At 69.5% G+C, this 13,325-nt stretch carries 10 protein-coding genes; 5 read left to right on the plus strand and 5 right to left on the minus strand.

The genetic code is table 11. From position 1 onward, the window contains the following. Positions 1-22 precede the first annotated feature (22 nt). The 5 genes from EBN03_RS05735 to EBN03_RS05755 all read left to right on the plus strand — a co-directional run bounded on the left by EBN03_RS05735 (position 23) and on the right by EBN03_RS05755 (position 8,230). Complete coding sequence (locus EBN03_RS05735) at positions 23-1,414, plus strand: lipase family protein (protein ID WP_122186889.1); 1,392 nt, start codon at positions 23-25, stop codon at positions 1,412-1,414. A 58-nt stretch (positions 1,415-1,472) separates the two neighbouring features. Further along, positions 1,473-2,273 carry a tRNA (guanosine(46)-N7)-methyltransferase TrmB gene (gene trmB / locus EBN03_RS05740; RefSeq protein WP_122186890.1) on the plus strand — a complete coding sequence of 267 codons (801 nt, stop codon included), beginning with the start codon at positions 1,473-1,475 and terminating at the stop codon, positions 2,271-2,273. Positions 2,274-2,347: 74 nt separating this feature from the next. Continuing rightward, complete coding sequence (locus EBN03_RS05745) at positions 2,348-3,013, plus strand: NYN domain-containing protein (protein ID WP_122187313.1); 666 nt, start codon at positions 2,348-2,350, stop codon at positions 3,011-3,013. A gap of 153 nt (positions 3,014-3,166) precedes the next feature. Then, positions 3,167-7,759: an MMPL family transporter gene (locus EBN03_RS34475; RefSeq protein WP_199742629.1), complete on the plus strand. Its 4,593-nt coding sequence runs from the start codon at positions 3,167-3,169 to the stop codon at positions 7,757-7,759. Positions 7,760-7,861: 102 nt separating this feature from the next. Further along, the gene (locus tag EBN03_RS05755; RefSeq protein WP_122186891.1) at positions 7,862-8,230 is read left to right on the plus strand and encodes a hypothetical protein; all 369 of its coding nucleotides are present in this window, start codon (positions 7,862-7,864) and stop codon (positions 8,228-8,230) included. Positions 8,231-8,385: 155 nt separating this feature from the next. Here the strand turns inward: EBN03_RS05755 and EBN03_RS05760 are convergent, their stop codons facing one another. From EBN03_RS05760 to EBN03_RS05780, 5 genes are all read right to left on the minus strand, one after another. Continuing rightward, positions 8,386-9,198: an alpha/beta fold hydrolase gene (locus tag EBN03_RS05760; RefSeq protein WP_122186892.1), complete on the minus strand. Its 813-nt coding sequence runs from the start codon at positions 9,196-9,198 to the stop codon at positions 8,386-8,388. Between the two features lie 93 nt (positions 9,199-9,291). After that, a complete protein-coding gene (locus tag EBN03_RS05765; RefSeq protein WP_122186893.1) occupies positions 9,292-10,002 on the minus strand; it encodes a DUF1707 SHOCT-like domain-containing protein in 711 nt (236 codons plus the stop codon). Between the two features lie 123 nt (positions 10,003-10,125). Next, entirely contained in the window at positions 10,126-10,788 is a 663-nt protein-coding gene (locus tag EBN03_RS05770; protein WP_122186894.1) for a response regulator, read from the minus strand. Continuing rightward, positions 10,788-11,957 carry a MacS family sensor histidine kinase gene (gene macS, locus EBN03_RS05775; RefSeq protein WP_233608192.1) on the minus strand — a complete coding sequence of 390 codons (1,170 nt, stop codon included), beginning with the start codon at positions 11,955-11,957 and terminating at the stop codon, positions 10,788-10,790. Before macS ends, EBN03_RS05770 begins: the two co-directional genes overlap by 1 nt. Beyond that, on the minus strand, positions 11,944-13,089 hold the full coding sequence (locus EBN03_RS05780) for an AI-2E family transporter (RefSeq protein WP_122187314.1): 1,146 nt from the start codon (positions 13,087-13,089) through the stop codon (positions 11,944-11,946). Before EBN03_RS05780 ends, macS begins: the two co-directional genes overlap by 14 nt. Positions 13,090-13,325: the final 236 nt, after the last annotated feature.

Here is a 13,325-nt window from a genome sequence, read left to right on the forward strand (position 1 = left end):
GCCGGACAACAAGGAGGTTGTCATGACCGCCACCGACAACGCCGCCGGGAAGGTCACCGCCGCACCGAAAGCCACCGGCAATGTCACCGCGGTCGTCGAACGTATCGCGCTCGGCGCCGACCGGCCGCTGGTCCGTTCCGACGATCCGTTCTTCGATCCGCCCGCCGGATTCGCCGCCGACGCGCCCGGGACCGTGCTGCGCCACCGGGAGGTCGAGACCGCGTTCCTCGGCGTGATCCCGCAGCGAGTGTCGGCCTGGCAGTTGCTGTATCGCAGCACCGACCTGCACGGCGAACCCGATATCGCGATGACCACGGTGCTACTGCCCGACGCCGCCGGCGCGCTGCCCGACGGCCGGCGGCCGGTGCTGGCCTTCCAATCCGCGATCGACGCCGTGGACGAGAAGTGCGCACCGTCGTATGCGCTGCGGCGCGGCGGCTGGGTGCCCGGCTCGATCACGCAGGTCGAATGGCTGTTGATCGCGCAGGCCCTGCGTCGCGGCTGGGTGGTGAGTGTCGCCGATCACGAGGGCGCGGGCGGTCACTTCCTGGCTCCGCGCGGATCGGGGTATGTCGCGCTGGACGGCGTCCGGGCGGCGCTGGGGTTCAAGCCGCTCGGCCTCGAGGCCAACGCACCCATCGCGACCTGGGGATATTCCGGTGGTGGGTTGGCTGCGTCCTGGGTGGCCGAGCTGGCGCCCGCATACGCGCCGGAACTCGACCTGGTGGGCGCGGTGCTCGGCGCGCCGATCGGCGACCCCGTCGAGGTGTTCCTTCGCCTCAACGGCGGCCCGTTCGCCGGCCTGCCGACGATTGCCCTCGCGGGCTTGCGGCACATCTACCCCGCCTTCGCCCGGGTTGTCGACACCGAGATGACACCGGCGGGCCGACAGATCATCGACTACGCGAGTCGTCTCACACCCTTCCAGGCCGTGCGCCGGCTGCGCGACCACGACTTCGGCGACAACCTGCGCCGCCCGGTCCGGGAGGTGCTGACCGATCCGGGCATCCGGGCCGTCTTCGACGATCTCCGGCCCGGAGCCACCGCACCGGACTGCCCGGTCCTGGTGATCCAGCCGCAGCGGGACCAGGTGATCGCGACGACCGCGGTCGACGGCCAGGTGGACCGGTACCGGCGGGCCGGTGCCGAGGTCACCTACCTGTGCGACCGGGCCAGCGAGCATCTGTCCCTGCTGCCGCTGTCGGTGCCGCTCACCCTGGACTGGCTCGCCGACCGAGTGGCCGGCAAACCGGTCGAGGACACGGGTACCCACTCCACGGCGGTGGTCCTGGATCCGCGCAACTGGCTCGGTTACGTCGAATTGGCCACTACCGCAATACGTATCGTCATCGGCCGGCCGCTGCGCCGGCCGATGACGGCGGCGCCGGCCCGGAGACTGCGCCTGGTCGCGTGAGCGAGGGCACAGCCGCTACTCGCGGTCGATTGCCGGGTTGCTCGCGGAGTACTGGACAATGAAGGGTGTGAACGACGCCCCGAACCACGCCACGCCCGACACCACCGCCGGGACGGGGCGCCCCGCCACCGGTGCGCGCCCCGACGGCCGGTCCCGCATCTATCCCCGGGTCACGAGCTTCCGGCAGCGGTCGGGCGCGGTGTCGCCCGCTCGGCAGGCCGCGTGGGAGCGGATGTGGCCGCGAATCGGCGGGAACGTCTCCGACGACCCGCTGGACGCGACCGCTTGGTTCGGTCGGGAAGCGCCGCTGGTCGTGGAGATCGGCGTCGGCACCGGGATCGCGACCGCGGCCATGGCGCAGGCCGAGCCCGAGTTCAACCTGATCGGGATCGAGGTCTACCGGCCGGGCATGGCGGTGCTGGTGCAGCGCATGGAGAACGAGGGGATCGACAATATTCGTCTCTTGCGCGGTGACGCCGTCGACGTACTCGAGCACATGATCGCGCCCGGTTCCCTGACCGGTGTGCGAGTGTTCTTCCCGGACCCGTGGCCCAAGGCCCGCCACCACAAGCGCCGGCTGATCCAGCCCGCGACCGCGGCGCTGATCGCGAACCGGCTGCGGCCCGGCGGCATCCTGCACGTGGCCACCGACCACGCCGACTACGCCGAGTGGATCGCCGAGGTGGGCGCGGGCGAACCCCTGTTCACCGGCCTGAGCCCACACGCCGGCGGCAGCGAGGAGCTGCTGCGCAAGCACGCGCCGATCAGTGTGGAACGACCGGTGACCAAATTCGAGGGCAGGGCGCACGTCGCGGGCAGCGCGATTACCGAGCTCGTCTGGGGGAAGATCGAGTCGTGAACGAACTGACTTCCGAGGTCATCGACGTCAGCGACATCGTCCACGGCGCACCCCGCCGCGGGTCCGGGATCGGCATGGTTCCCGGGCTGGCGGGAGGGCCCGACGTCCGGCGGGTGTTGCTGGTGTGGGACGCGCCCAACCTGGACATGGGCCTGGGTGCCATCCTGGGCGGCCGCCCGACCGCCGCGTACCGGCCGCGGTTCGACGCGCTGGGTCGCTGGCTGCTCGCCCGCACCGCCGAACTGAGTGTGGGCTCCCCCACCCGGGTGGAGGCCGAGGCGACGGTCTTCACCAATATCGCGCCCGGCACCGCCGACGTGGTCCGACCGTGGGTCGAAGCGCTGCGCAACGTCGGATACGCGGTGTTCGCCAAGCCCAAGATCGACGAGGATTCCGACGTCGACTCCGACATGCTCGCGCACATCGAAATGCGCCGTCGCGGAGCGGGACTGGCCGGAATCATGGTCGCCTCCGCCGACGGCCAAGCGTTCCGGGAACCGCTCGAGGAGATCGCGGCCACCGGAGTTCCGGTCCAGGTACTGGGATTCCGCGAGCACGCGAGCTGGGCGGTGACTTCCGATATCCTCGAATTCATCGACCTCGAGGACATTCCGAGTGTGTTCCGCGAACCACTGCCGCGAGTGAGCCTCGAGTCGCTGCCCGACGAGGGTGCCTGGCTGCAGCCGTTCCGACCGCTGTCCGCCCTGCTCACCTCCCGCCCCGCGCAAGGAGTCGCGTAGATGCTCACGGCCTCCGCGCCCTGCTTACAGCGGTGCCCGTCGGGCACCCTCGGCGGGGCCGAATTCTCGCGCGTCGCAGTGGCATTGCTGCGCGGAGAGTCGGAGCCGCCAGCCGGGGCGCTCACGTCCCGCTCCGTCGAAGGAGTCTGTTAAGTGTTCACCCGCTGGGGCGATCTGGTCTACCGGTTCCGTTACGCAGTACTCGGCATAACGGTGGCCGGTCTGCTCGCCTTGGGCGGGTACGGATTCGGGGTGGAGAACCACCTCAGCTCCAGCGGATGGTTCGATCCCAACGCCGAGTCCTCGCAGGCCTCGCAGCTCGCCGACTCCACCTTCGGCCGGGATCACAAGGGCGATGTGATCGTCATGTACACCACCCCGCCCGGTACGACGTTCGATACGGCGCCGCCGGAGTGGAACCAGAAGATCACCGACAGCCTCAACGCGCTGCCCAAGGACCACCCGCAGATCTCCGGGATCTATGCGTCGCCGTTCCGCCTCGACGACCCCAAGGCGCAAACGGTGCGGACCGGGCTGATCAGCCAAGACGGCACGGTCGCGTTCGCGGCGGTGATGATCGCCGGTGAGAACGACACCGAAGGTGTGAACAACTTCCGCGCGGTGAAGGACGACTTCACCGTCCCCGGAATCAAGACCGAGGTCGCCGGCATGCAGGCGGTGTCGGGCACCTTGAACGACACCATCGCCTCGGACCAGAAGCGGATGGAGATGCTGGCCATCCCCGCCGTCGCGGTCCTGCTGTTCTTCATCTTCGGTGGTGTGGTGGCGGCGTTGCTGCCGCTGATCACCGGTGTGCTCACCGTGCTGGCCTCGAACGGCATCATCCGTATCTTCACGAATTTCACCGAGGTGAACTCGTTCGTCGGTGCCGTGGTGTCGATGATCGGCCTCGGTCTGGCGATCGACTACGGCTTGTTCATCGTGAGCCGCTTCCGCGAGGAGATGGCCGAGGGCTACCCGCCCGGCCTGGCGGTGAAGCGGTCCATCATGACCGCCGGACGGACGGTCACCTTCTCCGCGATCATGATCGTGGCCGGCAGTACCGCGATGCTGATCTTCCCGCAGGGGTTCCTGAAGTCCGTCGCGTACGGCACCATGTCGACGGTCGCGCTGGCCGCGCTGACCTCGCTGACCGTGCTGCCGTGCATCCTGGCGATGCTGGGCCCGCGCGTGGACATGCTGAGCCTCAAGTTCATTCGCAAGACGAAGACGGCCGACGAGATCGAGAACAGCTACTGGGGCCGCAGCACCGCGTGGGTGATGAAGCACCCGTTGAAGATCGCCATCCCGATCTGCATCCTGTTGCTGCTGTTGATCATCCCGGTGCAGCACTTGAAGTTCGGCGGGATCAGCGAAAGCTATCTGCCGCCGGACAATCCGACCCGAGTCGCCCAGGAGAAGTTCGACCGGCTGTTCCCGGGCAAGCGTTCCGACACCGTCAAGCTGGTGATCGTCACCGACAACTCCAAGGAGATCGGCGGCCTTCTCCGCAAGGCCGACGCCGCCCCCGGCCTGCAGGCCAAGTTCACCTCCGGCACGGTCACGCCGCCGCCCAAGGGCTCGAACGTCTACACCATCGAGACGCCGCTCGCCGACGGCGATCACGACGAGACCATCGCCTATCTGCGCTCGATCGACACTCCGGGCGACGTGAAACTGATGGTCACCGGCCAGGCTGCCCTGATGAAGGACAGCATGGACGCCCTGACCGGGCTGATGCCGCTGATGATCGCGCTGGCGGTCATCATCTCCGCGGTGCTGATGTTCCTCAGCTTCGGATCGGTGGTGCTGCCGCTGAAGGCGGCGCTCATGAGTGCGCTCGGACTCGGCTCGACCCTGGGCATCCTGACCTGGATCTTCATCGACGGTCACGGTGCCTCGATCCTGAACTTCACCCCGCAACCGATCATGGCGCCGGTCCTGGTGCTGATCATGTCGGTGATCTTCGGCCTGTCCACCGACTACGAGGTCTTCCTGCTGTCGCGCATGGTGGAGGCCCGTACCCAGGGTGCGTCGACCACGGAAGCGGTGCGCTCGGGTACCGCGCAGACCGGCCGCATCATCACCGCGGCCGCGCTGATCCTGCTGGTGGTGGTGGGCGCGTTCGCGTTCTCCGATCTGGTGATGATGCAGTACATCGCCTACGGCATGATGGCCGCGCTGTTCATCGACGCCACCGTGCTCCGCATGCTGCTGGTGCCCGCGACCATGAAGCTGCTCGGTGACGACTGCTGGTGGGCGCCGCACTGGATGAAGGTGGTGCAGTCCCGCGTGGGCCTGGCCGAACCGGTGCTCACCGACGAGCGTCCGGGTCGCGGCGAGGTGGTCGACCTGGTGAAGGCCACGCCGGTCACCGACCCGGTGACCATGATCATGCCGGTGCTGAAGGACGGCACCCCCGCCAAACCGGCCCGCAAGCTCAAGCGCCGCGGCTTCCGGGGCAGTGAGGCGCCGACGGTCGGGTTCGGCGCGATCCCGAAGCCGACTCCGCCCGCGCCGCAACCGGTTACGCCGTTCCAGCCGCCTGCGGTCGAACCGGAGTCGTCGGCCGGATTCCCGCCGCTCAGCTCACCGGACTCGTCGACGGGCTACCCGCAGTCGCCCGCCGATCCGCCGGAGGGACCGATCGGATATCCGTCGGCGCCGGGCAATTCGACGGAATCCTCCGCCGGTTACGCACCGCTCGGCACCTCGCCGGGCACGGCCGATGGCTACGCACCGCCGCTCGGCGGCTCGCCGGGCAATGCCGACGGCTACGGACCGTCGCAGGGCAACTCGCCGGAGACGGGCGGTGGTTACCCGCAGTCGCCCGGTAACCGGCCCGAAGCGGCTGACGACTACCCGCAGGCGCGCGGCAACTCGCCGGAGACAGCCACTGGATACGCACTGCCGCACCGCAACTCGTCCGACGCCAATGGTGGATACGCTCTGCCGCACCGCAACTCGTCCGACGCCAATGGTGGATACGCTCTGCCGCACCGCAACTCACCCGAAGCGACTGGTGGATACCCCCAGTCCTCCGGAAACTCGCCCGAAGCAGCCGGTGGATACCCTCCGGTGCCGGGTAATTCGCCCGAGACGGGTAGCGGGTACTCGCAGGCGCCGGACAACGCTCCCGGTGCATCGGCCGGATACTCACTGCAACAAGGCAACTCGCCGGAAGCACCCGGTGGGTACCTGCAGTCGCCGGGCAACGCTCCCGAGGCCGGCACCGGACACGCACTGCCGCACGGCAACTCGACCGAATCCGCAGGCGGTGTCCGGCCGGTGTCGTCCGGCAACGCTCCCGAAGCGGTCGACGGATACGCCCAGTCGGCTGGCAACGCTTCCGAAGCGTTCTCCGGCTACCCACTGCCGCAGCGCAACTCGACCGAAACGGCCGCTGGATACCCGCAGGCCCCGGGGACATCCTCGGACGCATTCGCCGAATACCCGCAGGCGCCCGGTAACCCGTCGGAGTCGTTCACCGGGTACCCGCAGTCGCCGACCAACCCGCCGGAAGTATCAGGCGGATACCCGTTGGCCTACAGCGCGCCGGAATCCTCGGACGGGTACCCACCTGCTCAGCCGGAATCCGCAGGCGGCTACCCGCCGGTGTTCAGCGCACCGGAGGCCTCGGGCGGATACCCGTCGGCCCAGCCGGAATCCGCAGGCGGCTACCCGTCGGCTTTCAGCGCACCGAAGTCCTCGACCGGATATCCGCCGGCTCAGCCGGAATCGGCCGGACACCCGCTGTCCCCCAACCTGTCTGGTTCGCCGACTGGATACCCGCCGCCCACCGTCCGCGCGGGCGACGCGCAGGCCGGTTACCCGTCGCCCGCCGGATCGCCGGAGGTGTCGACCGGATATCCGCCGCTGCGGTCGGCCGGCGACCTCGCGGCACCGATCGCCCCGATCCCGCCGATCCCGTTCGACGAGCCACCGTCCGAGCCGCTGCCGCGGCCCGCGCAGCGCACCGCCGCCACCTCCCGGATCCTGCCGCCCGGCGTGCCGATCCCCACCGAGGCGCGCGCGGATGCCAATGCGGCGCATACGGTTCCGGTGCCGCAGGTGCCGAACGAGCTGACTCCGCCGACGCCGACGATCAGCACCCCGGCGAGCGGGCCGACCGGGCCGGTGGCGGTTCCGACCGCGCTGGACCTGACGCCGCCGGCCGGTGCCACACTGCGACCGGTGCCGTTGAAGACCGCGAAGGTCGCACCGCACCCGGCCGAACGAGCTCAGGCACTGCACCCGCACGAAGCGGATACGGTTGCCGCGCAGGCTGTTCCGCAGTCCGAGCCGACGGTCGCACCGGCGCCGACGGTCTCGTTCCCGTCGTCCGCCGCCACACCGACCGCACCGGAACCGCCGGTCCAGCAGGCACCGTCGATGCCGCAGGCTCCTTCGGTGCTGCCGATGCGGCGTCCCCAGCCGGACCAGCAGGCGCAGCAGACGCCGCAGGAGCAGCAGGAGCAGCAGGCGCAGGAGCAGCCGCCTATGGAGCAGGCTCCCCAGCCCCAGCCCGAACCGGAAACTCCGGACGCACCGGCCGAGCCGGAACCCGGTCACCCGGAGGAGACCGGCACCGCGGATCCGGGCCGATCCAGCATCGAACGCTGGATGGCCGATCTGCGAAATGCCCGGCGGCGCACGGACTCCGCCGGTGAGCCGGGCCGGCACAGCGGTAACTCCAACCGCACGGTCAGCGTGAACGAGATACTGCGCCGCCAGAACCGCGACTGACCCACACGTGACACGATGACCGGCTGCGGTTGGAGCACAACCGGTCTCGAGTCATGGGTACCGAGTTCTGCATTGCGACAACGGTTCTCCTAAAGTTGTGCGGTGTTCAGCGTGGAGATGAGCCGGCGCTTCGACGCCGTGCAGGGTTTGCCGTCGACTGTGCGCGGCACCGACGGGCGGGTTCCCGTGGTGCGGTGCGCGGTCACGATGCGGTTGGGTTTCGCCTTCGGCGACGACCGGCTCGACCGGGACCAGCGGTTTCTCGGTGCCGAGACCGCCGATCAGCTACTCGACGAGTACGCCGACCGGCTGGAGGCCCAGACCTGGACCGAGATCTTCGACGCGACACCGACTTTCGAGTACGTGACGCGCTGGCTGTTCGAACAGATCGAACCGAAGCTCCCGGAGCTGACCCACGTCACATTGCACAACGACACACTGGACGTGACCACCACCTACACCGCGGCCTGACGATCGGCCGAGAAGCCGCCCGACGCGGCGGCCACCACATGTGTCGTCCTGCCGCAGGACAACTTTCGGTTCACGGCCAGCCTCGACGCGGGCACTGTCGTAACGGCCCCGATCCCCTCGGCGGGTGCGGACGCACAGCTGCCGACCCCCCGGAGTCAGGCCGGTGCCTGCCCCGCCGCAGCCTTGGCGATATTGTCGCGGATGTGCCCGGCGACCAGCTCCGGCGCCTCCATCATCGGCACATGCCCTACGCCGGAAAGGATTTCGGTCCGCAGCAGGGCGGTGTCGGGCGGCACCGTGATGGTGCGGGCGGGCAGCACCCGATCGTGCTCGCAGCGCAGCACGGTCACCGGCACCGAGATGTCGTCCAGTCCGTCGAATCCCGCCGCGACAGCCGGATCGTTGCCCAGCAGATCGCCGAGCACCTCGGAGTGCGCGAACGCGGCCGTCACCGCCATCGCCAGCCGGGCCGGCACCCGGGACGGGTCGTGGCACAGCAGCGGGGTGACGACGCTGCGCAGCATCGGCGAGGCGAGTGCGCCGTCGGATCCGACGCCCAGCATCGGGGCGTAGGCGCGGTAGCGGCGGATCAGTTCGGTGGGCGCGCTGGACGGCGGGCGCCACATGCCGGCGGGCGCGATGGCGGTCACCGACCGTGCCCGCCCGCGCGCCGCGAGTTCCAGCGACAGCCAGGCGCCCAGCGAGTTGCCCACCAGATGCGCCGTGGCCCAGTTGTTTCGATCGAGCAGCGCACACAGGTGGTCTGTGAGTGCGGCGATCGTCACGTGCTCGGGCGCGTCGGGGCCACCCCAGTGGCCGGGCAGGGTCGGGGCCAGCACCTCGTGGTCGCGGGCGAGGTCGTCGAGGACCGCGCCCCACGACTGCCAGTTGAGCATCACCCCGTGCAGCAACAGGATCGGCTCGCCCCGACCACTGCGAAACGCCTCCGCGGGGGCGACCTCCATCATGCCCGCATCTTACCGGCCGGTCGGCGCATACGGCCGCGGACCGGCTGAGCCGACGGTCACTGTGCGCACCGGGGACCCCGCGGGAGCAGCGGCCTAGAAACCGTTCATCAGCCGGCGCCAGCGGTCGCCGAGCGAGTATTTCACTGTGACGGAACCGAATCGGATCTGCCCGCGCAGCACAAGGTGCAGCGGGCCGAGCGGCGCGGTCCGCACCTTGCTGTTGATGGTGGAGCCGATCATCTCGACCTCGTTGGCGTCGACGGTCGCCTCCGGCGGCAGCACGATGGTCATCGAGCTGCACACGTCGTCGATCTGCAGTTCGACCACCTGGGTAGCCATCACGGCCTCGGTGAAATCGAGTGTGATGCTGGACATCCGGTTGTTCAGGTACAGCGTGGGCGGCACCTGCCACGCCCCCTTGCGGATCACCGACGACATGCGCGACCGGATCACGTTGCCGCCCGCCACGGGCATCGGCCGCGGGCGCCCCCAGGCGGGGCGCGGATGCCGGATGCGGCCCCGGCCGCCCTGCCACGGGTTGCCGTGGTGCCAGGGGCCGGGCCACGGGTACTGCGGGCCGGTCGGCGGGTACTGCGGCTGCGGCGCCTGCTGGCCGGTCAGCCGGATGCCCGGCAGATCGACGAGCACGGCGTTCAGCTCGCCGCGGGTCTTGGCCGCGAGGGCGGTGTCCATGCGCTCGGTGAATTCGCCGAGCGACAGCATGCCCAGGCCGACGGCCTTCTGCAGTAGTTCGCCGACGTGCTCCCGCTCGGCGTCGGAGACCCGCAGGTCCCGGTCGGCCACTGAGCCCCCGGCTACGCCGGACGGGGCTTGCTGGCCCGGAGTCGATACCGTCTCGCCACCCATGGGTCCAGGCTACCGACGGCCGCTGCGGCCCACATCAGGGCGAACCCTGAGGTGGTTCCCCTATTCCAGCCCCTGTTCGATGGCGTATCGGGTCAATTCCACCCGGTTGCCGAGGTGCAGTTTGCGCAGGGTGGCCTGTACGTGGTTCTCGACCGTGCGGTGCGAGAGCCCGAGCCGGGTGGCGATCTGCTTGGCGGACAACCCCTTCGCCACCAGGCGCAGCACCTCGGTCTCGCGGTCGGTGAGGACTGGGCGGGCGGGTTCGTCGGGTGCGGGGCTGGTGCCCGCCAGCCGGCGGTATTCGCCGAGCACCAGGCCTGCCAGTCCGGGTGTGAACACCGCCTGTCCGTTCGCGGTCGCGGCGACGGCGGCGATCAGTTCGGCCGAGGACGCGCTCTTGACCAGGTAGCCGAGGGCGCCGGCCTTGATGGCGTCGAGGACGTCGGCGCGTTCCGCCGACGCGGACAGCACCAGGATCCGGGTCTGTGGTGATACGGCGAGGATCGCGGCGGTGGCTTCGGCGCCGTTGCCGTCGGGCAGTTGCATGTCCATGAGCACGACCGCCGGACGGACGGCGGCGGCGCGGCGGACGGCGGTGGCGACGCTGTCGGCGGTGGCGGTGACCTCGTGTCCGGCGGCGGTGAGGTCGCGGGAGACCCCGTCGCGCCACATCGGGTGGTCGTCGACCACCATGATCGAGATCGGTGTGGTCGGTTCGGTCATCACTGCCTCCCGTTCGAGCGTGGCATCCGGAATTCCCATTCGGTGCCGTCCACGGTGAGCAGGTCGGCGGTGCCGCCGAGTTCCGTGATCCGGCCGATGATGGAGCGCGACACACCCATTCGTCCCTCGGCGGCCGCCGCGGCGAGCCGGCCGGCGGGGATGCCGGGCCCGTCGTCGCGCACGCTGACGATCACCTCGTCCCCGGTGTCTTCCAACAGCACGTAGGCTTTCGCGGCGGGACCGGCGTGCTGCGCGGTATTGGCCAGGGCGGCCGCGACGGTGGCGGCCAGTTCGGCGGCGGTGCGTCGCGGCAGCCGTACCGGTTCGCCGGGGGTCGCCACCTGTACGGCGGGCGCGGCCTGTGCGGTGAGCAGCGGCCGCAGATCGACTTCGGCGCCACCGCCGTCGGGCTGTTGGCCCTGTTCGGAGATCAGGATCCGCAGTGCCAGTTCCTGTTCCGCGGCACGGGCCGCGAGTTCTGCGGTGCGGCCGCCGATCTCGGTTCCGGTGCGGGAGATGTAGGCCAGGGTCTGTAGCACTCCGTCGTGGACTTCGCGGGCGAGCCGTTCCCGTTCGGTGGCCGCGGCGGTCATCCGCACCGCCTGTTCCAGCCGCTGCTGGGCGCGGCGCGCGGTCACCGACGCCAGGCCCATGGCCAGCCCGACCGACACCATCACCGGCGTGATGGGGTCACTCCACAGCTCCGAATTCCATTGCCCCCGAATGATCAGACTGAGCACGGAGACGGCCAGGGCCGCGGCGGTGCCGCCGGTCGCGCCCCACAGCACGGCCGCCGAGATCACCGGATTCGCCGACCACAGTGTGGTGGCGAAGGTTTCGCGGTCGTGGTACCAGCCGTAGTCGGCGACCAGCCGGGTGGAAGCGATCAGTCCGAGCACCACCAGCAGGTCGCACCAGACGACGGCGGTGTGCATCCGCTGGTCGAACCAGCGCGGAGTCTTCCACCGCGCCAACAGGAATGCCGACAGCACGGACCAGCCGACCAGAACGCCGGTGAGGGTCCAGCTCAGCTCGGGGTGCCGGTAGTAACGGGCCGACACGACCTGGTGCCCGATCGCGTACAGCATGGTGACCAGCCGGAACACCTGCGCGCCGCGCCACAGCGGAGTAGTCGCGACGGTATCGGCCGCACCGTCAGTCGCTGGCATCGCCGTCCGGGTCGGGCAGCGAATACTTGTCCGCGTCAGGATCATCCGGTTCGGCATGGAACATGGGCTCGCCCGGTGAGCCCGTATTCAGTTCGTGGAACAGCTGTTCCGGGTCTTCGGCGAGCAGCGATCGGATCGCGGTGTTCATCACGGCGACGAACGGGACCGCCAGCAGCCCGCCCATCAGACCGGCCAGCACCACCCCGGAGGTGATCGCGAGCACCACAGCCAGCGGATGGATCCGCACCGCCCGGCCCAGCAGCAACGGTTGCAGCACATGGCCTTCCAGCTGCATCACCGCGATCGTGATGCCGAGCACGATCAGCGCGGTCACCAGTCCCTTGGTCATCAACGCCAGGAACACGGCGATGGTGCCGGCCAGCAGCGAACCGATGATCGGGATGAACGCGCCGATGAACACCAGCGAGGCCAGCGGAAGTGCCAGCGGCACATGCAGGATCACCAGACCGGTACCGATACCGACCGCGTCCACCGCGGCCACCGCGACGGTCGCCCGGACGAATCCGATCAGCGTGCCGAAGCCGAGCCGGCCCGCGATCCGCACCCGCTCCCGTTGCGCGCTCGGCACGATCCGGGTGACGAAGTTCCAGATCTGGTCGCCGCCGTAGAGGAAGAAGATCAGGATGAACAGGGTCAGGAAGGTGCCGGTGAGGAACTCACCGATCGCGGCCGCGGTGGTGAGCGCACCGCTGGTCAGCGCGTCCTGGTTCGATTCCACGACCCGCAGAATGCTGTTGCCCGCGTTGTTGATCTGTTCCTGACTCAGGTGCAGCGGCCCGTTGATCAGCCAGTCCTGCACCTTGTGGACGCTGGTCTTGAACTCGTCGGACAGCTGCGGCACACCGGTGATGAACTGTTCGATGACGAAGGTGAAGATGCCGGCCAGCAGACCGAGCGAGGACACCAGCGCCACGAACACCGCGATCGAGCGCGGTATCCCCAGCCGCTGCAGCAGATTCACCAGCGGCGCCAGCAGCGCGGCGGCCAGCAGCGCGATGGCCAGCGGAATGAACACCGTCCACAGCGACTTGACCAGATAGCCGAGGGCGATCAGCGCCACCAGCATGATCAGCAGGCGCCAGCACCACTCCGCGGTCACCCGCACGAACATCGGTACCGCGTCGACAGCGGACCGCGACCCGGCGGCCGGCCGCTCGTCGGTTTCGGTCACCGTGTCCACGGTGTCGCCGACGGGTTCCATCCCGTCCCCTCCCCACCACGTACTACCTGTTCGGTCACGACGCGAGCCTAGCCGTGCGGCCCGATAGCGGCACCTCCTCGCCACAGTTGAACGTCCGGTGCCGGGGTCGAAGGCTAGATTGGTCTCTGTGGCAGCGCCTCTGGAAG

It is taken from the genome of Nocardia stercoris (genome assembly GCF_003696265.1).
Classification (GTDB): domain Bacteria; phylum Actinomycetota; class Actinomycetes; order Mycobacteriales; family Mycobacteriaceae; genus Nocardia; species Nocardia stercoris.